General features: G+C 73.7%; 13 protein-coding genes. 3 read left to right on the forward strand and 10 right to left on the reverse strand.

Translation table 11 applies throughout. The features are described 5' to 3' along the window. Window positions 1–277: 277 nt before the first annotated feature. Both MQP27_RS17125 and MQP27_RS17130 read left to right on the forward strand, forming a co-directional pair. Window positions 278–1486: a hypothetical protein gene (locus MQP27_RS17125; protein ID WP_242766047.1), complete on the forward strand. Its 1209-nt coding sequence runs from the start codon at window positions 278–280 to the stop codon at window positions 1484–1486. 128 nt (window positions 1487–1614) lie between these two features. Then, window positions 1615–3177 (forward strand): serine/threonine-protein kinase, encoded by a 1563-nt coding sequence (locus tag MQP27_RS17130; protein ID WP_242766048.1) that lies wholly within the window; start codon window positions 1615–1617, stop codon window positions 3175–3177. 37 nt (window positions 3178–3214) lie between these two features. Here the strand turns inward: MQP27_RS17130 and MQP27_RS17135 are convergent, their stop codons facing one another. From MQP27_RS17135 to MQP27_RS17180, 10 genes are all read right to left on the reverse strand, one after another. Beyond that, window positions 3215–7132: a tetratricopeptide repeat protein gene (locus MQP27_RS17135; protein ID WP_242766049.1), complete on the reverse strand. Its 3918-nt coding sequence runs from the start codon at window positions 7130–7132 to the stop codon at window positions 3215–3217. After that, window positions 7129–8868 carry a TIR domain-containing protein gene (locus MQP27_RS17140; protein ID WP_242766050.1) on the reverse strand — a complete coding sequence of 580 codons (1740 nt, stop codon included), beginning with the start codon at window positions 8866–8868 and terminating at the stop codon, window positions 7129–7131. Before MQP27_RS17140 ends, MQP27_RS17135 begins: the two co-directional genes overlap by 4 nt. Further along, entirely contained in the window at window positions 8865–10748 is a 1884-nt protein-coding gene (locus tag MQP27_RS17145) for a tetratricopeptide repeat protein (protein ID WP_242766051.1), read from the reverse strand. Before MQP27_RS17145 ends, MQP27_RS17140 begins: the two co-directional genes overlap by 4 nt. A 12-nt stretch (window positions 10749–10760) precedes the next feature. Next, entirely contained in the window at window positions 10761–11057 is a 297-nt protein-coding gene (locus MQP27_RS17150; protein ID WP_242766052.1) for a hypothetical protein, read from the reverse strand. Continuing rightward, window positions 11054–12631, reverse strand: a complete 1578-nt coding sequence (locus MQP27_RS17155) for a hypothetical protein (protein WP_242766053.1) — start codon at window positions 12629–12631, stop codon at window positions 11054–11056. Before MQP27_RS17155 ends, MQP27_RS17150 begins: the two co-directional genes overlap by 4 nt. Then, the gene (locus MQP27_RS17160) at window positions 12628–14415 is read right to left on the reverse strand and encodes a hypothetical protein (RefSeq protein ID WP_242766054.1); all 1788 of its coding nucleotides are present in this window, start codon (window positions 14413–14415) and stop codon (window positions 12628–12630) included. The genes MQP27_RS17155 and MQP27_RS17160 overlap by 4 nt, the downstream gene beginning before the upstream one ends. Further along, on the reverse strand, window positions 14396–16432 hold the full coding sequence (locus MQP27_RS17165) for an Hsp70 family protein (RefSeq protein WP_242766055.1): 2037 nt from the start codon (window positions 16430–16432) through the stop codon (window positions 14396–14398). The genes MQP27_RS17160 and MQP27_RS17165 overlap by 20 nt, the downstream gene beginning before the upstream one ends. A gap of 26 nt (window positions 16433–16458) precedes the next feature. Beyond that, on the reverse strand, window positions 16459–16905 hold the full coding sequence (locus MQP27_RS17170) for a J domain-containing protein (RefSeq protein ID WP_242766056.1): 447 nt from the start codon (window positions 16903–16905) through the stop codon (window positions 16459–16461). A gap of 954 nt (window positions 16906–17859) precedes the next feature. Next, the gene (locus tag MQP27_RS17175; protein WP_242766057.1) at window positions 17860–18372 is read right to left on the reverse strand and encodes a hypothetical protein; all 513 of its coding nucleotides are present in this window, start codon (window positions 18370–18372) and stop codon (window positions 17860–17862) included. 13 nt (window positions 18373–18385) lie between these two features. Continuing rightward, the gene (locus MQP27_RS17180; RefSeq protein ID WP_242766058.1) at window positions 18386–18898 is read right to left on the reverse strand and encodes a RipA family octameric membrane protein; all 513 of its coding nucleotides are present in this window, start codon (window positions 18896–18898) and stop codon (window positions 18386–18388) included. 155 nt (window positions 18899–19053) lie between these two features. Between MQP27_RS17180 and MQP27_RS17185 the strand changes: the two genes are divergently transcribed. Beyond that, a complete protein-coding gene (locus MQP27_RS17185) occupies window positions 19054–19398 on the forward strand; it encodes a hypothetical protein (RefSeq protein WP_242766059.1) in 345 nt (114 codons plus the stop codon). Window positions 19399–19408 lie beyond the last annotated feature (10 nt).

A 19408-nucleotide genomic window follows, 5' to 3' on the forward strand; every position in this document is an offset into this window, starting at 1 on the left:
TCGCCGAGGATGCGTCGTGGGCGACATCGCCGCCGAGGGCGCGTCGTGGGCGAGCCCGCCGCGGAGGATGCGTCGTGGGTGAGCCCATCGCCTAGGACGCGTCGTGTCCGACATCGCTGCCGAGGACCGTTCGTGTCCGATATCGCTGCCGAGGATGCGTCGTGGGCGAGCCCGCTGCCGAGGACCCTTCGTGGCCGAGCCCATCGCCGAGGACCCGTTGCGACCCACCCCGCCGCCAAGGACGCGTCGTGACCCACACCGCCGCCGAGGACACGTCGTGACCGACACCGCCGCCGAGAAGCCACCCCGCATCGACCCGTCCACCCGTGTCCTCCTCCACGACCTCGGCGTACGGCGTGACGGTGACGAGTGGATCGTCGGTCGTATGGCCAGCCGCACCTTCGTCGCCCTCCCCGCCGCCGGCGCGCGTGCCGTGGAGCTGCTCGGCGCGGGGCTCAGCGTGGCCCGTACGGCCGAAGTGCTGTGGGACGAGACCGGCGAGGAACTCGACATCCCGGACTTCGTACGGGGCCTGGCCGCCCTGGGGTTTGTGGCCCGGATCGGGGACGTGGCCGTCCCGGACGTCGCGGCGCCGCGCGCGTCCCTGCCGTGGCTGCGTCCCCGATCCGTCCGTTTCGCGCTGCACCCCATGCTTCCCGTGCTCTTCGCGGCGCTGCTCACGGCCGCCCTCGTCGTCCTGGCCCGCCGTCCCGACCTGCTCCCCGGCTACCGCGACCTGCTCTGGAGCCCGCACGGCAGCCTGGTCCTGCTCACCGGGGCCGCCATCGGGTGGGTCCTGTTGTACGCGCACGAGCTGGCGCACCTCGTCACCGCCCGGGCCGCCGGCGTGCCGGGGCGGATGCGGCTCGGCACCCGGCTCCAGTTCCTCGTCATGCAGACCGACATCAGCGGCATCGAACTCGCCCCTCGCCGCCACCGTTTGACGGCCTACCTGGCCGGCATCGCCCTCAACCTCTCCGTCGCGTCGGCCCTCGTCCTGGTCCTCGCCGCCACCGACACCGGCACGACGTTCCACCGCGTCCTGGCCGCGGCCCTGTTGTTGGCCCTGATGCCGTTGCCCTTCCAGTGCATGGTGTTCACCCGCACCGACCTGTACTTCGTCCTCCAGGACCTCACGGGCTGCCGGAACCTGTACGGCGACGGTCTCGCCCACGCCCGCCACCTGGCCCGGCGAGCGCTGCGCCGCGAGAGCGGCACCGACCCGAGCATCCGGCTGCCCCCGCACGAGCGCCGGGCCGTCCGCGTCTACAGCGTCGTCCTCGTCCTCGGCACCATCGCCTGCCTGACCTTCATGGCCGTCGTGACCCTCCCCGCCGACATCACCCTGCTCCTCCGCGCGGCCCGCGGCCTGGGACCGGGCCACGGCCTCGCCGGCAACGCCGACTCGGCGGCCGTACTCGTCACCCTGGGCGGCGTCAACATCCTCTGGTTGGTCACCTGGTGGCGGAACCGCCGTAAGTCTTAGGCGAGGCATCGTTCAAGAGTCCTTTGCCACAAGGCAGTTGACGGACCGTGACCCGCAAGCGCTCGCTATGCTCGGGCCGTTCGAACGGACGACTGCCGGCGGGCGTGCGGTTCCGCCGGGAAGGAAACGTGAGCGAGCGCGTGATATCCGAAGAGGGCGACCGGCGTGTGACGACGGGTTCCGAACGCGGTGCGCAGCGACTGATCGCCGATCGGTACCTGCTGTACGAGGTGCTCGGCCGGGGCGGCATGGGCACGGTCTGGCGCGCCCACGACCAGGTGCTGGACCGCCCGGTGGCCGTCAAGGAACTGCACATCCTGAGCCTCGGCGACGAGGAGCATCGGGTGCGGCTGCGTCGGGCGATCCGGGAGGCGCGGGCCGTCGCGCGGGTGCCGCATCCGCATGTGGTCGGGGTGCACGACCTGGTCGAGGCCGAGGACCGGCTGTGGATCGTCATGGAGCTCGTCGAAGGGCCCTCGCTGGCCCGCCGAGTCGAGGAGACCGGACCACTGCCGCCCGAGCACACGGCGGCCGTCGGGCTGCAACTGCTCGACGCGCTGGAGGCCGTACACGCCGTCGGCGCCCTGCACCGCGACGTCAAGCCCGCCAACGTCCTGCTGCGCCGCGACGGCAACGCCGTGCTCACCGACTTCGGCATCGCGGCCCTGGACGACGGGGACTTCCTCACCACCACCGGCGAACTCGTCGGCTCCCTGGAGTTCATGGCACCCGAGCGGGTGACGGGAGCCGAGGCCGGACCCGCCTCCGACCTGTGGTCGCTCGGCGTCACCCTCGCCACGGTCTGCGGCGGGCAGTCCCCGTTCCGCCGGCCGGCCGCGCCCGCGACGCTGCACGCGGTGGCGTACGAGGAACCCGCGCTGCCCGAGCGGCTGGGCCCGCTGCGGCCCGTCGTCGAGGCGCTGCTGCGCAAGGCCCCGCAGGAGCGGCCCTCGGCGGGCGCGGTCCGCGCCGAGCTGCGGCTCGTCGCGGCGGGGCAGGCCGGCACCGGGCCGCTGCCGCCCGCGACCGTGCGGGTGCGCCGGGCCTCGGACCCGGTGGCCGACGCGGAGACCGTGACCGCCGGGCGGCAGGCGGCCGTATCGCACGGGGAGCCGGTGCCGACGGCCTGGGGCACGACGTCGCTCCGGTCCGCGGAAGGGCGGCCGGCGCGGCCGAGGCGGCTGCGGTGGGTCCTGGCGGGTACGGCGGTGCTGGCGGCGGGGGCCGTCGGAGGGCTGTTTCTCGCCGGGTGGCCGCCGTTCGAGGACGGGCCGAAGGCCGAGACGACGACCGTCAGCCAGGTCGTCCAGGCGGGGGCCGGGTGGCAGGCGGTGACCGGGGTGTCCGTGCGGCGCGGGGACCAGGTCGCCGTGCGGTTCGTGTCGGGGCAGTGGACGGCCGCGACCGCGAACATGCCCATGACCGGGCCCGCCGGGTACGACGCGCAGACCGACAAGCGGCTCGACGGCGCGAAGGACTGCAAGGTCAAGAAGGCGGCGCCGTTCGGTGCGCTGCTGGCCGTCCTCGCCGGAGTCAAGAACCCTCCCGTGCACACCGTCGGTCGCGGCCTGACCTTCCGGGCGGCCGGCAGCGGCACCCTCCAACTCGGCATGAACGACACCGCCGGTTACTGCTCGCAGGACAACCGGGGTTCGCTGACGGTGCGGGTGAGCGTGACGCACGAGAGCTGAGACGCGGGATCCGGCATCCGGGGTCCGGGGTCCGGGATCATCCCTGTGGCCGTACCGGCCGTATCTTCTGCAGGATCTCCTGGATCTTCGCCCGCCGTTCCGGGTCCATGAGCGTGTCCGTGTTGGTGTCCGTGTCTGTCTCTGTCTTTGTCTCTGTCTCCGTGCCCCTGTCGATGAGACCGAGGGCGTGGCGTTCGCACTCCGCGCGCACGGCGTCGAGCTGCTCGCGCAGGGTGCGGCGCAGGCCGCCCGAGGAGGCGCGGATGCGTTCGCGCAGCTGCCAGGCCTCGCCGTACAGGGCGTGCACCAGGTGGTAGCGGGCCTCCAGGTTGCCCTGATCCTCCTCGTACACCGCGCGCAGCTCGTCCGCGAGCCGGTCGGCGCCGGTGCCGTCCGGGCGGTCCCGGTGCCGGGCCATGGCCGCCGCGACGACCAGCACCCGGCGGCTGCGGACGGTCTCGTCGTCGGTCCAGCGCGCGAAGTCCTCGGTGATCCGCCGCGCTGTCGGGATCAGCTTCCCGGAGCTGATCCAGTGGTTGTAGGCCTCGATGAGCAGATAGCGCAGCCGCTCGTCGTCCGAGCCGCCGTCCAGCAGTGCCCGTACCTGATCGACCGCCTCCGCGTACTCCTCGCGCGCGATCGAGTCCCGTACGAACGAGACGGCGAGCTTCTCCCGCCCGCGCTCGCTGAACGCCTCGTCCCGGGCCCTGACCAGTACCTCCCGGGCCTCGTCGTGCCGGCCGAGGCTGCCCAGGAGCCGGGCCAGGGCGCGGGCGGGGCCGGTGGCGCCGGGCAGCCGTTCCACCCAGCGCTCCAGGCCCGCCACCGCGGCCGTGACGATGCCGCGCTCCCGCTCGTCGGTGGGCACGGCGGACGCCTCCAGGACGCCGAACGCCGAGCGGGCGGACGGGTAGTAGAGGTCGACCGGGTCGTCTAGGCGGTCCGTGTAGCGGTCGAGGATGGCGTCCGCGTTACGGCCCCAGGAGCGGGCGGTACGGCGGAAGCGGTCCGGGAAGTCCTTGGTGACCGGGCCCGATCTGGTCTCCTCGGCCGCGTCGATGATCCGCCGCAGCGCGAACGCGCCCGCCAGCTCGGAGAGTTGGTTGTGCTGTGCCACGAACTCCGCGGGATCGCCCTGTACGCCCAGCAGTTGGGCGGCGCGCAGGACGGTCTCGTCCGCGGGGTCGAGGGGCAGCGCGTCGATGAGCCGCAGGTTGCCGATGACATCGCCGGAGTACTCGGTCAGCGGCCATTCCGCCTGCGCGCCCGTGATGGCCTTGGTGACCCGCAGTTTCCACAGGATCCGCCCGCGCACCCACTCCATGTGCGCCTGCTCCTCGGCCTCGTCGCCGGGCCGGCGGGTGCGCCGCCCGGTCTCCGAGGCTTCCCGGAACGCCTCGTCGATCAGCTCACGGCACAGCTTCGCGTACGGCTCCCGGACCCTCGCGGGGAGCGCCTGTACGGCCGTGTCGACGGCGGCCGTACGGCGGTCCCGGGCGGCGGCCAGTTCCGTCTCGCCGACCGAGCGGCCGACGCCGAGCAGCAGCGTGGGGCCGCGGTGCGCGAGGGTGTGGTTGAGCTCCTCCAGGCTCAGGTGGGTGGTGGCGAGGGTGACCTTGCCGCGGCTGGCCAGCACGGGCGGTACCTGCCGCAGGTCGCCCTCGAACTCGCGGTCCTGTGTCGACGCGGCGCACAGCGGGGCGGTGCCGAAGGAACCGGCCAGGACGCGGTGCACCTCGGCGCGTTCGGCGGCGCCGCGGCGGATGTCGCCGTGCAGCAGGTCGCGCAGGTACAGCGCCTCCAGATAGCGGCGCCAGGCCTGGGCGGCGTGGCCCAGGTCGCCCGAAGTGGTGTGCGCCACGGCGAGGTTGCGCAGCACGGCGGTGTCCAGCGGGTCGTCCGCGAGCATGGCGCTCCAACGCCGCCGGGCGGCCACCGTACGCCCCATCCGCTGATCGGCCTCCGCCTGATGCCCACCGACGTACGCCCGCAGCAGGCTGACCGCGTCCCGGTGCCGCAACTCCGCCGGATAGGCGTCCAACGTCCGCCAGGCCTCGACGAAGTTGGCCTCGAGCCGCCCCTCAGCGACCGCGAGGGCATGAGCGACGCGCCGGCGGGGGGTGGCGTCGGCGGGGGGTTCGGGCGGGGTGGGCGGGGTGGAGGCTGCGGGCTGGGGGGAGTGGGGTGGGTTGGTCGGGTCTGTGGGCGTGGGTTCGGGGGAGTGAGGTGGCTGGTCGGACCGCTCCGCAGATGCGGGCTCAGCGGCGCGAGGCCGACCCGCCGAGCCCGGATCCGCGGGCTTTGCCGCCCCTGCGGCCGACTCAACTCGCGCGAGCGCCGATGCCCCCGCGGCCCACTCCGCTCCCGCGGGCTCCGTCGCCCCCGCCGACGCCGCGCCGCCCGCCGACGCCGCGCCGCCCGCCGACTCCCCGCCCCCCGCCGCCCCTTCCCCCCGAAGCACAGCCACCCGCCCCTCCAGAGCCACCGCCTGCTCCGACGGCTCCGGCGGGGCATGGCCGAACTCGGGCTTCTTTCCGGCCAGTTTCTTGTCGGCCCGTTTCAGGATGTTCCGTAGTGTCGTCGCCGGCTTCTGCAGTTCCGCCTCGCATGCCTCCGCCCGCTTCTGGAACTCCTCGAACGGCATCACCAGCCCGGTCGGATCGGCGCCGGTGAGCTGTTTCAGGGTGTCCAGCCACGCCGTCCGTACCTCTTCCAGCCCCTCGACCAGCCGCGTCAGAAGCTCCCCGTCCCCCGACATCCGGGCGAAGTCCTCCGCGCTGCCCACCTTTCCCTTGGCCAGCGCCTGAGCCTGCGCCTTGGCCTCCTGGATCAACTCCTGCAGTCGCGCGGCGGACTGCTCGCACTCCGCGAGCCGCTCGTCGGGCGTCGCCGCCGCCCCCTCCGTGTCCCCGGCCGGCTGCGGTACGTCCGCCATCGCCTCCGGCGGACCCGCGCCGAGCTCCTTGGCCGCCGCCTTCAGAGCCGTCACGTGCCGCGCCGGGTCGCCGTCGGTGAAGGCGCGGGCCGCCGCGTGCGCACCCAGGTCGGGGAAGCGGAGCGGGCGCCACAGCAGCCGCTGCCGGTGGATCAGCGCGGTGAGCAGCTCGGGCAGCCGGCCCTCGGCCAGACAGGCGGCGAGCCGCTCGGGGAGTTCGGCACGGTCGGTCTCGAAGAGGTCGCAGACCAGGCCGAGCAGCCGCGCCGCGGGCCCGTCGTCCGGCGGCAGCCGCTTCGCCAGCCGGCGTACCGTCGCGGCCGGATAGCCGTACACCATCCACTGCACGGCGAGGACGGTGAACGCGGCCGTCCCGCCCCCGCGGCGCTTCGACAGCGCGGCGATGCTCTCCAGTTCCCCGGCGAGCGCGTCCCTGGTGCGGGTGGTGGTCCGGTCGCGCAGCCTGCTGTCGGCGTCCATGTCGAAGATGCCCGACCAGCGGCACTCCCCGGGCCGCAGCAGCGGCAGTACGGGCCCCGTCTCCTCCTCCGCCGAGTCGAAGTCGTCTCGGCCCTCGCGGATCGTCGCGGCGATGGTGTCCGCCCGGTTCCGGTGGTCCGGGTGGTCCCCGGCGCCGCCCGGCGCGCCTGCCGACTCCTTGTCCAACTGCCGGTGCGCCAGGCTCAGATGGGCCCAGACGCGATGGTTGGCGGGGGAGAGCGCGGCCGCCGCCGTCAGCCAGCGGGCGGCCGTCTCGGGGCGCCCGTGGCGGAGGTACAACAGGCCCACGTGGTACGGGTGTTTCGGGTTCGCGCTGTCCAGGCGGTGAGCGCGGACCAGGAGGACCAGCGCGGTCGCCGGGTCGGTGCCGGGGTGCACGCCGATCCGGAAGAAGCCCTCGACGACCGCGTCCAACTGCCCCTGCGTGAGCGGCAGTCCGGCCTCCAGGTCGGACCACAGCCCGCCGACCATCCGCCACAGCACATCGGGCCGGTTCTCCAGCGCCCTGCGCGTCCTCATGCCCGCCCGCCCTCCACCGGCGCCGTACCGCCGAGTTCCCCGGGCGGCACGATCAGCAGCCGCTCGCCGTCCGACACCGCCGCCCGCCCGCCGTCCGCGGAGACGGTCATCGGGTGCTCCGACACATAGGTGGTACGGCCGTCCCGCACGAGGGCGTGCGAGCCGTCCGGGTTCTCCAGCACCAGCAGCCGCCCGCCGAGCCCGGCCGCCACCGGCCGCGCCCCCGGCACCCCGCGGAACCCGGCCCGTACCGCCAACTCGGCGTCGAAGCAGACACCTTGGCCTCCGGCGTCGATGACGGCGGTGAGCCGGCTGCCGGGCAGTGTGCCGGTGACCGGCCCGACCGGCTGGTCGACCTGGAGGAGCCGTCCGCCGGCCAGGTCCAGCCGGTGGACGCGCCGCTCGCCGACCACCAGCGCGAAGTCCCGTACCCGCGCCATGGCGAGCAGCAGCGGCTCCAGCGTGTGCTCGGCCGCCACCCGGCCGCCCCGGTACACGGCGAGCCCGCCGTCCAGGCCGCCGACCAGCAGGCCTTCGCCGCCGTCCGCCAACACCTGGACCCCGCCCCGGTGTTCGAGCACCCGCTCCGGCTCCTCGGCGTCGAGCGACAGCCGCCACACGGTCCCGGCCCAGGTGCCGGCGTACAGCACGTCGTCCGCGCCGAAGGCCAGCGCGCCCGGCACGTTGAAGCGCGCGCCCTGCCGGACGGGGAGGTCCACCGTCCGGATCCGCCCGTCCGGAGCGGCCAGGATCACCCGCCCCGACCAGTCGGCCACCGCCACACAGCGCGCGCCGTGCGCCCACAGCCGCGGCCGCTCCCGCAACTCCGCGCCGACGACCGCCTCGTACGCCTCCGAAAGGACGGTCAGGGCCCGCCCGTCGCGCACCAGGAGGCCGAGGCCGTCGGGGAAGAACACCGGGTGGCCGCGTGTGGTGACCACAGGACGGTCCGCTTCGTCCCAGGACGGCCGCTCCTCGCGCGCCCGCACCTCGAAGGGCTCGCTGGTGACCGGTTCGCAGCCGGGGGCGGTCGCCACCAGCCGTACCCCGGATGTAGCGGAGGCGAAGGCGAGGTCGGTGAAGACCGCCCGGTCCCTGGTGACCTGGGCCGTGAGCGTGCCCGTCAGGCCGGCGTCGGCGGGCTCCGCCGAGACCGTGATCGTCCCGCCGGCCGGCCACGGGGTCGCGCCGCCGGGCGCCGAGCCGGTGACCGTCACCGGTGGCAGGGTGTGACCCGCGACGGCGTCGGTCAGCGGCGTGGCGAACCGCAGGGCGGTGCGGCTCTCGGCGGCGCGCAGGCCCAGGGCCTTCGCCACCTCGTCGATCCAGCGCGGCCGGTTCGTCGAGATCCAGTTGATCCGGTGCACGATGTACGGCACCTTCGCGACGGCCCCCGGATCGATGAGCAGCGGGATGAGCCGCCCGCCCTCCTTCGGGTTCAGGTTGTACGCCTCGTGCAGCTCCCACTGGCAGATGGGCTTGTCGAAGTACGTCTGCGAGTAGAGCGCCACCACATGGCGGCTGCGCGGGAGCGCGTCCTCCAGGAAGCTCTGCCAGTCCGCGCCCAGGGGCGTGCCGTCCTTGCGGGACACGTCGAGGTAGATCCTGGGCGCCGCCCCGCGGGCCGTGACGTACTCGCCGAGCGCGTCCTGCAGGTCCTTGGCCTGGATGTAGTCCTCGCGGGCGTAGCTGATGAACACGTCCCACTGCTCGGTGGGGTTCTCCGTCGTCGTCATCGCAGGGTCCTGGAGATGGTCGCGATCAGCTGGTCGAGGAGTTCCCGGCTCTGGGAGTCCAGCTGTCCCTTGGCGCGGCGGTGCAGTGTCCGTGCCTCCTGGAGGATGGTGGTCAGCTGGGCGCGCGTGGTGTACGGGTTGGCGTAACGGCCTTGCTGGGCCAGCTCGTTGAAGCGCCGGACGAGGTCGGAGACCTGGATGGCGGCCTTCACCCCTTCCAGCTCGCCGCGCCTCTTGGTCACCAGGGACGTCAGCTCGTCGAGCTGGCCGCGGGCGTTCCCCTTGGCGTTCTTGCGCACCGACTTGACCTCGGTGGCGAGGGCGGCGAGGGAGCCGTCGAGGCGGTCCGCCTGCGCGGCGCCGTTGATGCCGCCCTGGACGGAGGACATCACGCGGTCGTACTTCTCGTACAGGCCACCCACCACCATGGCCTCGTCGATCTCCCGCAGCCGGTCGGCGATGGCCTGCCCGAACTCCCGTACGACCTGCGCGCCCCCCTCGGTGCGGGCCGCCCCCCGCAGCACGGGAAGCCGCCGTTCCAGCGCGGTCAGGCGCCGGCGCAGGGCCGCGAGCCGGTCGACGGAGACTCCGCCCTGCACCGACTCCATGGCGGCGAGGTACTCCTCCACCGCCGGGTTGATGACGACGGCCTCCTGCCAGCTCCGGATCGCCTCAAGGAGCTCGCCGGCCTGGACGAGCGTCCGGTCCGTGCGGGCGACCTCGGCGCAGGCCGCCGCCCGGTCGGGGTCGCGGCGCAGCCGGTAGAGGCAGACGGCGTAGAGGAAGTTGAGCCAGGCGAACCGGGGGAGCAGGGTCAGCAGGTGGGCCAGCAGCCGCTCGGCCTGGTCGGCGCGGCCGGTCTGCATCAGCATCGAGGCGTGCTGCCCGTCGTCCTCGGCGATCAGCGAGTAGAGGTCCTCGGCGCGCTCGGCGCTCAGGCGCGGTGCGGGCGGCGCGGACCGCCATCCCGGGCGGCTGATCAGCAGGGCGAGATAGGCGTCGAAGTCGTCCAGGACCGTGCTGCGCCGCCAGTGCGGGTCCATGCGGAACAACTCGCGCCGGGCGCGGTCGAGGTCACCGGTCTTGAACGCGGACACGGCCGGCGCCGCGTGGGTGCCGAGCAGCGCGAGCCGCAGCCTGCGGGCCAGCGCCGCCACCTGCTCCCGGTCGACCTCCGCCTCGGCCGCGCCCCGCTCCGCGGTGTCGAGGGCCAGTTCCAGCCTGCCCGCCTGCGCCTGGGCGAGGGCGAGGAGGTAGGAGAGGGTGCCCTCCTCCGGGGCCAGCTCCAGGAAGGCCTGTAGCCGGGACTGCGCGCCCGGCGGGTCGGAGCGCACCTTCTCGGTGTACGTGGCGATCTCCGGCGGGGTGAGCCGGCGGCGCAGTTCGCGGCGCAACTCCGCGATCCGCTCGCGCAGTTCGTCCGGTACGTCCTCGTCGCGCAGCGGGCGCAGGATGCGCAGCGCCTCCCACTGCTCGCTCGTCGCCTTCTTCCCGTCCAGCCGGTAGAGGCAGTACGCGCGCAGATACCGGCCCTCCTGGTGCTCGGGATGCGCCCCCAGGTACTCGGCCAGCAGCTCCAGGGCGAGCTCGTAGGCGCCGTCGGCCGCGTTGGCCCGCGCGTCCTCCAGCAGGTCCTCGTCGCCGTCGCCGAGGTCCAGCGACATCTCCTCGAGCGCGGCGACGGGCGGTACGAGGACCAGTGCCGTCTCCGAGGCCGCCCGGGCGGCCGCCTCGCGGGCGATCTCCTCCAGGCGGCGGTCGTGCTCGGCGAAGTCCCCGTGCCCCCTGGTCTCGATCAGCTCCGTGAACTCGAACTCCTGGGTGCGCAGGGCCTGTACGCGGATCTCCTGGAAGGTGTGGTCACGGCCGGTGCCGCTCATGGGCGCCTCTCCTCACTCCGGTGACTCGCCCGGTTCGGGCACCGAGCCCAGCGCGTGCTCGGCCAGTTCGCGGCAGAGCAGGTACTCGGACTCCTGGTCGACCTTCACCATCAGCAGCAACACCCTTGCCAGCGAGGCCTGTTCGAAGAGCTGGTCCTCGTCCGCCGCGGGCCGGTGCTCCACCGGCGGCAGCCGGTCGAGGAGGCCCCCGTGGTCGGCCGTACGGCGCCGCCCGGGCAGCAGCCCCACAAGCGCCGCGAACCGGCCGGGAGCCGACCCGGCCCGGGGCGCGGGCAGGTTCCTGGTCATTCCGCCTCCTCGGGCAGCAGGATCGCTCCGGTGCTGGTGATCAGCTTCTGTTCGGCGCCGTGCAGCACCTCGGCGCCCTCCGCGTACACCCCGGAGGCGCGGTCGAGGTCGGCGAGGAGCTCGCGCAGGGCGAGCTTGGCGGGGGCGTCGTCGGGCAGGTCACGGACCCGCGGGTAGACGATCAGCTCGATTCGCCGGCGCAGCGCCTGCGAACGGCGCCGGTGGTCGTCGGGCGCGGACCGCTGTGTCGGTACGGCGCCGTCCTCGATGCCCTGCGCGTCCTGGAACCGGGAGAACCTGGCCTTCAGCCTGCGGTACTGGGCGCGGTCCTCCGGGGAGCGGTCGGGGTCGTCGAGGAACTCCGTGACCAGCGTGAGGTAGCGGGAGATGGCGTCCCCCTCGCCGCCGAGGGCACGCTCGCGCTCCATCAGGTCCAGCACCTCGGGCAGCATGATGCCCCTGGCCAGCTCGGTCCCGGCGTCCAGCACGGCGAGGGCCTGCTCCCGCTCGGGCTGGCTCAGCGCGAAGTAGTAGCGCACCAGCCCGCCGACGAGCGCCGCGTCACCGAGCTCGGGGTCGGCCGCGCGCACGGCGTCCACCCGCTGGTCGAACTCCGCGAAGTCGGCCGCGGAGGGCGCCCCGCCGAGGGCGGGCCGTCGCAGCCATTCCCGGACGAGGGCGATCAGCCGCAGCAGGGCGATGCCGGTGCGCAGCAGTTCGGCGGTGCGCCGGCGCTCCTCGGTCTCGGCGTCCGCCCCGGATTCCTCGGGCAGGCCGGCCAGTTCGCGCTCGACCTCCTGCGCGAGCCGCTCCAGCCACTCGCCCAGCTGCCGGGGATCGCCCTCGGCCCAGTCGCACACCAGCAGGCCCAACTCGGCCTGGGTGGTGGGCACTCCGCGCTCCGCGCTGCGCCTGCGCGCGTCGGCGAACGCGTCCCGCGCCTCGTCGGTCCGCCCGTCGAAGACCGCCTGGACGCCCTTGACCAGCTGGAGGTCGTTCACCTCGGGCGGGATGCGCTCGGTGAGTTCGCCCAGCTCCCGGACCCGGTCGAAGTGGTGCAGCGCCCCGTCGGTCTCCCGGCGCCGCCAGTGCCCGACGGCCAGCTGGAGATGCGACACGGCGGCGATACGGCGGCTGTCCGGACGCTCGTCGAGCAGTTCCCGCTGCTCGGCGTACAGGTCGGTGACGCGGTCGTGGTTGTCCAGCCTCGACTGGACCCACAGCTCCAGATAGGCGGTGTGCGCCGAGTGCCCGTCGGCGGCGACCAGTTCGTCCAGGACGGTCGCGGCGGCGGCGTACCGGGCCGGCTCGTACGTCCCGAGCATCGCCCGCACATAGGCCTGCGCGAACCGGATCCGGGACAGCCCCTTGCCGCGCGGGCCGGCGTTGACGGCCTGGCCGAGCAGCCGGTCGGCCCGCTCCAGTTCGTCGCGGTCGTCGCTGTCCAGCAGCGCCAGGGACTCCTCGTAGGGCAGCCGCCAGCGACCCGGCAGGACGACCAGGAAGTACAGCCCGCTGGCCACCGTCGTCAGGAAGAACAGCGGCAGCAGCACCAGCAGCAGGATCGTGGTCATGTGTGCGTCTCCCCGTCCCGGGCCGCCAGCAGTGCCAGATCGAAGTCCGCGAGCCGCAGGCCGTGCCGGTGGATCTCGTCCCGGGCCATCTGCCCGTTCTCCCTGACCTTCTTCAGACCCGCCCTGACCTGCTCCGAGATCTGGCCGGCCGCGTCGAGGTGCCCGAGGCCCAGGAAGGTCTCCGCGTAGTCGATCATCAGGTCGAAGCGCCACCACATCAGGGTCGGGCCGTCGTGCAGCCACTCGTGCACGAAGGCGTTGGCCGCGGTCAGCTTGCCCAGGCCGATGAGGCAGGACGCCATCTCGTGGGCGTGGTCCCGGCGTCGGCCGGCCGGCAGCCGGTCGAAGGCCGCGGTGGCCGTCGCCCTCAGCCGCTCGGCGAACGAGTCGGCGGAACCCTCTCCGGCCCCGGAGAGCCGGACCCGGCCCGCAGAGGACAGCCCGCCGACGATCGAGAGCTGCTCCTCGTACGCCTCCACGCGCTCCGGATCCGCCAGCACCGCGCGCTCCAGCAACGACAGCGCCTCCAGTGGTTCCCGCAGGTCCTGGCGGGCGATGGCGGCGGCGAGCAGCAGCAGGTCGTAACCCGGCCGGTCGACCAGCGCCGCGTGCGCGAGCCCGAGGGCCCGGTGCGGCTCACCCGCCTCCCGCAACGAACCCACGGTCGCCACCGGGTCCATCGAGTGCCGGGCCGCATCGAGCACGTCCGCAAGCCGCGCCGGGTCCGCTTCGCCGGGGCCGGTGCCGCGGGGGTCGTCGAGGCGGCCCCGCTCCTTCCGGGCCGTGTGGTGTGCGTCCGCATGCCGGGCCGGGTCCGCTTCGCCGGGCCTGGTGCTGCGCGGGCCGTGGAGGTCGGCCGACTCCTTTCGGGCCGTGGCGTGTGGGTTCGCATGCCGCGAAGGGTCCGTCTCGCCGGGTCTGGTGTCGCGCGGGGCGTCGAGGCCGTCCAGGTGCCTTTGGGCCGTGGCGTGTGTGCCGGTCGGGTGGTCGGGTTGGGTCGCTTTGGGTCTTGTGCCGTGTGGGCCGGTGACGGTGGCCAACTCCTCGTGGGCCGCGCTGATTTGTCGTACCCGGCGCATCCATACCGGCAGCCGGCCGTCAGCCCGCCGGCCGCCGAACACCCCGGCGCAGGCCGTCCGTTGCATGAGTCGCTCCGGATCGCCGCCGTGTGGCAGTGACTCGAAGCAGCGCAGGGCCGCGACCGCCAGCGCGTGCACACCCGGGTCCCGGCCGCCGGGCGGCAGGCCGCGCGCGGCCTCCGGCGTCAGATGCGCCAGCCGCTCCGGCGCGGCGAACAACTCGCCCAGCGAGGGCGGCCCCCACGCGGGCAGCGGCAGCAGCAGCGGGCGGTGGCCGGCCAGCACGACGTCGGCGGGCAGCGGGACCAGGCCGGGGCCGACGCCGTCCCGCCAGCCCGGGAAGGCCCGCAGCGCGGCGGCCACGCAGGCCAGCCGGTAGGCCGGTTCCGGGTCGTCGAGGACATCGCCGAGACTGCGGCCCGCGTCGGTCTCGTAACTCACGATCTGGAACCAGCGGTCGCCGAACTGCCGCTGCTCGCCCCGCTCCTCGCGCACCACCGGCACCAGGTCGGGGCGGCGCGGCCGGGTCTGCCAGGCCAGCAGCTCGGCCCGCTGCTCGCCGCTCACCTCCTCGACCGGGATCAGCCGGTACCACCGGCGCCGGCCCGGGGCGCGGTAGAGCGTGCCCCACCAGCCCACACCGGCGTACTCGGCATCGAGCTCGTCCTCGACGACCCGCTCCGGATCACCGACGGCTGTCGTCATACGCGTCCTCGAGCCGGTCGGCGAGATCGTCCAGGGTGTCCTCGTCGACACCGTCGCGCACACCGTCGAGGAAGGCGCCGAGGGCGGAGGCGAGGGGAGCGGGCGCGGCCCCGTCCTGCGCGGCACGCAGGGCCTTCTTGACCATGCGGCGGTATTCGGTGGGTACGACGGAGGGGTCGACGCCGGCGAAGGGTGCGGCGGAGGTGGGGGCGGGGGCGGGTGCCGGTGCGGCTTCCGGCGCGGGTGCGGGGCTGGGGATCGCGGCCGTCACCGGCGGGGGAACGGTGGCCGTCACCGGCGGCGGGACCGAGAACTCGGGCATCCCGCCGACAGGCGCGGCAGCGGGCGTCGGAGCGGCCGTGGCCCCGGAAGCCGGCGCCCCGGCGGGCCGCACCGTCGCGTACAGCTTCACCAACGCGGCCCGGCGCTCCGCCAGTTCGTCGACCTTGCCGATCGTCGTGCTCTGGTCGAAGGTCGCCTGGTACTCGCGGCCGGTGTTGGTGTGGGTGACCTGGACGCCGAGGAGCCCGTTCACGTCGAGCGAGAACTCGACCTCGAACTGGTGGTAGCCCTCGGGCCTGGGCTCGATGTCGTCGAGGTGGATCGTGCCGATGAGGGTGTTGTCGTAGACGTACTCGCCCTCACCCTGGTAGATCGCCGCCTCGATACGGGGGGCCTGTTCCGGGTTCACGTACGTCTTCGTCTGGCGGGCCGGGATCTTCGTACCGCGCGGGATCAGCGTGCTGAAGCGGGCCTGCTGGACGCCGACGCCGAGGGTGTGCTCGGTGATCAGGGTGACGGTGTAGTCCTGCTCGTCCGCCGAGCGCTCCGCGTTCGGACGGCTGGCGAGGTCGAACGCCTCCGTCGGCTCGAAGCGGTTGGCGACGATCGCCGCGCCCCGGGCGACCAGCGTGTCCGGGTTGGCGTCCCCTCGTACGAAACCCTCGTCCTGGTCGAAGTAGTCGAGCAGGATCTGCTTCACCCGCGGGATCCGGGTCGAACCCCCCACCAGCAGCACGGCGTTGATGTCCTCGCGCTGCACGCCCTTGGCGGTGCGCGCGAACTTCAGGGCCTCGTCGACCTGGTGCAGGGAGCGGTCGAGGATGGGCTGGATCAGCCGCTCGAAACCGTCCCGGTCCAGCTCCAGGGCCGGGGCCCCGCCGCCGAGGTCGATGGTCGTGGTGGAGCGCAGCGACAGCTCGCGCTTCGCGGCCTCGGCCGCCGCCTTGATCCGCAGCCGGTCGGTGCCCTTGGCGAGGGCCTCGCCGAGCTGCTCGACGATCCACGCGGCCACCGCGTCGTCGAAGTCGCCGCCGCCGAGCCGCTGGTCGCCCGCGGTCGCGATGACCTCGATCTCGGTGTCCCGGGTCTCGATGATCGACACGTCGAAGGTGCCGCCGCCGAGGTCGAAGACCAGGTAGACCTGCTTCTCGGACTCGGCCCGGTCCACGCCGTAGGCGATGGCCGCGGCGGTCGGCTCGGGGATCAGCTGGCGCGGGTAGAGCCCGGCGAGCAGGGCGGCCTCCTCGGTGGCCTTCTTCTGCCGCTCCATGAAGTACGCCGGTACGGTGACCACCGCGTCGTGGATGTCGCCGCCCAGCGTCTGCTCCGCGATCCGCTTCATCCGCATCAGCACCAGCGCGCTGATCTCCTGCGGGCGCAGCCACTCGTCGCCGAGCCTGGCCCGGACCGGGTCGTCCACCGCGTAGACGCCGCCCGCGCCGAAGTGCTGGAGGAGCTCGGGCGTGAACACCGCGCCCATCTCGCGCTTGATCTCCACCAGCGCGTCACCGGCGCCGGCCGCCCCGCTGATCGCGTTCTTCGCCTCGTGCCCGACGACCAGCGCGCCGGTGGCCGGGTCGATGCGGACGACCGACGGGGTGGCGACCGCGGCGGTGCCCTCCAGTTCCGGGTCGGCGAGGATCGTGGGCGCGAATTCGTCGGGGTCGTAGGCGGCGACGGCGGAGTACGTGGTGCCGAGGTCGATGCCGACGACCCGGTGCAGCTCAGCTTCCAAGGGGATCCTCCGGGGACACTGCGGGTTCACTCGTCGGACAGGCCGTCGAGCAGGTGTGTGCGGGTGAAGTCGCCGGTGAAGTCGGTGCGGGTGGTGTCCATCGGGTGGTGCACGGTCTCGCCGGCCGCGGTCAGGAAGTCCTCGATCTCCCGGCGCAGCACGGTCAGTCCGGCGTCCCGTTCGTCCAGGACCGGTTCCCAGGTCGGTTCCAGGCGCAGCAGCGGCAGCGGCGGGAAACGGGCGTCGTGCTCGGCGCGGGCCTCGGCGTTCTCCAGGTTGACGGCGTGCGCGGCGACGATCTCGTCCTCGCTCGCGCCGCGGGCCTGGAGCGTGGCGTCGTAGCGTCCGGCCGCCGCGCGGATCTCCTGGGCCGTGGCCTCCGGGGGTACACCGAGGCGGCTGTATTCGGTCGTTCGCGGTACGACCATCGGCAGCGCGAACAGCCCCTCGCCGGCCATGTCGGAACCCGGCATCACAAAGCCCCCGTCCCACGTTCACAAACGCTACGCACCGGGGGCGAACTCGAGGCCTGCACGTCCCCCGACGCGGCCTTCATCGACGCGTCACGACCTCGTACGGCCGTGACGCACGGTCAATTGTAGGGGCGCGCGATTCAACTCGCCTCCCTTCCGCACCAGTTGAGCGCCCCGAATCGACTTGGCCGGAATTGATCCCCCGCGAAGCCCGGCCACCCTTGGCAGCTGCACATGCCGGCCGGGGAGGGCGGGCGCCGACGGCCTTCGGCAAGCCACATCCCTCGAAGACGACACGTACGCCCCAGGAAGCCGCCCGGGACCCGGGAGGGGGCGGGGCTGGGGCACTTCGCCGACGGCGGGGCCTGGTCCTCGGGGGCGGCGGGGTGCCGAGGCCATCTGGGGGTGCGCCGGTCGGGCGCGGCGCTTGTTGGCTCTGGGCGGGGCGTATCGCTCGGGAGTGGGGGGCGGGGCCGTGGGATGGGGAGTGCGGGGGTTGTGGGTGGCGGGGTGCTGCGGCCTCCGGGGGCGCGCGGGTTGTGGGTGGCGGGGCGTCGCAGCCTTCGGGGGGTGTTGGTCCGGCGTGGCGCTTCTCGGGTTCCCACGGGGCGTTTCCCTCGGGGCGGGACCGTGGGATGGGGAGTGCGAGGGCTGTGGGCGGGGTGCTGCGGCCTTCGGGGGGGCTGGTCCGGCGTGGCGGTTGTCGGGTTCCCGCGGGGTGTTTCCCTCGGGGCGGGACCGTGGGATGGGGAGTGCGAGGGCTGTGGGCGGGGTGCTGCGGCCTTCGGGGGGTGCTGATCCGGCGTGGTGCTTGTCGGGTTCCCGCGGGGCGCGGGCCGTAGGACGGCGAGGGTGGAGACCGTGGGCGGAAGGGCGGCTGGGTCGCGGTGGGGTCCGTCGGCTGTCAGGTGGGGACGGATCGCCGTCGGAGTTCGTCGCCCGGGTGCGCGTCGTTCAGCGCAGCGCCCCCGTCCTCCGAGCCCCCGTCGGCCACACCACGTCGACCGCGAGTCCGGCCGCCCTGGCTTCGGCCACCGTGTCGGCGGTGCCGCCGCCGCGGCCGGTGGGGGCGCTGCCGTCCCAGACGGCCACCAGACGCTGCGCGCCTTGCAGCAGAAGGCGGTTGGCGGCCTCGTACGCCTCCGTCCCCGCGCGTTCGTATGGCAGGACCGTTACTTCAGCGGCCGCCGCGCGCAGGGCGTCGAAGCGGTCGGCGTCCTCCGGGCCCACCACCGCCGCGCGGTAGTCCCGGGACGGGATGATCGCCGACAGCCGTCCCCCGAGCGCGAGGACCTCCTCGGCGAACAGGCAGTCGGCACCGCGGGCCAGGCACGAGCGGCCCGCCAGGCCGTCGCCCGCCAAGTCGTCGCCCGCCAGGCCCGTGAGCAGGGCGCGCAGGGCCTCGCGCACGGGGCCGGTGGCCTCCGGGGCCAGGTCCATGTGGCCGGTGACGGCGATCGTGATCACTGGGAGCCTCTCGTCACAGTGCCAGGGCGAGGAAGCCGAGCACATACGTGCCGGCGAAGATGACGGGGATCCAGCGTTCCACGTGCGTCAACCGCAGGTAGAGGCGCCAGTCCCGGCCCTCGCCGAGACTCCGCCACTCGGCCGCGGAGAACGCCCGGGTCGGCAACTGCTCCTCCAGGGCGCCGATCACGTCCCACTTGCCTTTGTTCAGCTGCTCGTAGGAGCGCAGGGTGAACCACCAGGCGGCGCAGATCGCGAGCAGCACCGGCAGCCCGGCCAGCAGCAACAGCACGGGCGCGTCCCGCAGCCGGACGGGTGCCAGCCAGGCGCCGAGGAAGGCGACAAGGCCGCTGTTGAGCGTCAGGAAGAAGGTGTTGGTCAGGTTGCGCCGGGCGCTGACCCGGTCCGCCATCTCCACGCACAGCTTGTACTGCTCGAACACGGCGGCCCGGTAGGCCTCGGACCCCTCGCCGTAGTCGGACGCGGAAATGCCCTCGTTCCACAGCGAGTCGCTGATCTCGGCCATGGCGGCATCATGCCCCGCTCCGCGCTCCGCCCACCACCGATCTCACCGGACACCTGATCGGCTCTTGCCCAAGTCGGTAACCTGGCAGAGGCGTTGGACAGAAACGTTGAGCCGAAGCAGTGAGCCGAAGCGTTGGTGCGAGACGGGGCGTGCGCATGGCAGTGAAGATCTCGGTTTCCGTCAAGGGCCCGACCGGACTCGACGACGCGGACCGGATGCTCGGCGAGCTCAAGGAGGCCGCCGACCTGCCGTGGAGCGTGCGCGAGGTCGAGGAGGAGGGCGCCCTCGGCAGCGGCATCGTCGAGATCGTCATCGTGGCCGTCGTCGGCAAGACCGTCGAACTCGGCGTCTCGGCCGCCGTGGACGCCGTGAAGCAGGCGGTCGAGCGGTGGCGGAGCGAGCGGCTCGATCCGCCGGACGTGACCGTCGCGACGGAGTCCGTACCCGACGCGGAAGCCGGCTCGGAAGGCCCGGTGGGCCCGCAGGAACCGGAAGGATAGGACGGCTGAC

It is taken from the genome of Streptomyces cylindrosporus, from assembly GCF_022698165.1.
GTDB lineage: Bacteria > Actinomycetota > Actinomycetes > Streptomycetales > Streptomycetaceae > Streptomyces > Streptomyces cylindrosporus.

What these genes read in the sequence shown, in the direction of transcription:
- MQP27_RS17135 (WP_242766049.1), bottom strand. Translation starts at nt 7,132, where the DNA reads ATGAGGACGCGCAGGGCGCTGGAGAACCGGCCCGATGTGCTGTGGCGG.
- MQP27_RS17140 (WP_242766050.1), bottom strand. Translation starts at nt 8,868, where the DNA reads ATGACGACGACGGAGAACCCCACCGAGCAGTGGGACGTGTTCATCAGC.
- MQP27_RS17145 (WP_242766051.1), bottom strand. Translation starts at nt 10,748, where the DNA reads ATGAGCGGCACCGGCCGTGACCACACCTTCCAGGAGATCCGCGTACAG.
- MQP27_RS17150 (WP_242766052.1), bottom strand. Translation starts at nt 11,057, where the DNA reads ATGACCAGGAACCTGCCCGCGCCCCGGGCCGGGTCGGCTCCCGGCCGG.
- MQP27_RS17155 (WP_242766053.1), bottom strand. Translation starts at nt 12,631, where the DNA reads ATGACCACGATCCTGCTGCTGGTGCTGCTGCCGCTGTTCTTCCTGACG.
- MQP27_RS17160 (WP_242766054.1), bottom strand. Translation starts at nt 14,415, where the DNA reads ATGACGACAGCCGTCGGTGATCCGGAGCGGGTCGTCGAGGACGAGCTC.
- MQP27_RS17170 (WP_242766056.1), bottom strand. Translation starts at nt 16,905, where the DNA reads ATGCCGGGTTCCGACATGGCCGGCGAGGGGCTGTTCGCGCTGCCGATG.
- MQP27_RS17180 (WP_242766058.1), bottom strand. Translation starts at nt 18,898, where the DNA reads ATGGCCGAGATCAGCGACTCGCTGTGGAACGAGGGCATTTCCGCGTCC.
- MQP27_RS17185 (WP_242766059.1), top strand. Translation starts at nt 19,054, where the DNA reads ATGGCAGTGAAGATCTCGGTTTCCGTCAAGGGCCCGACCGGACTCGAC.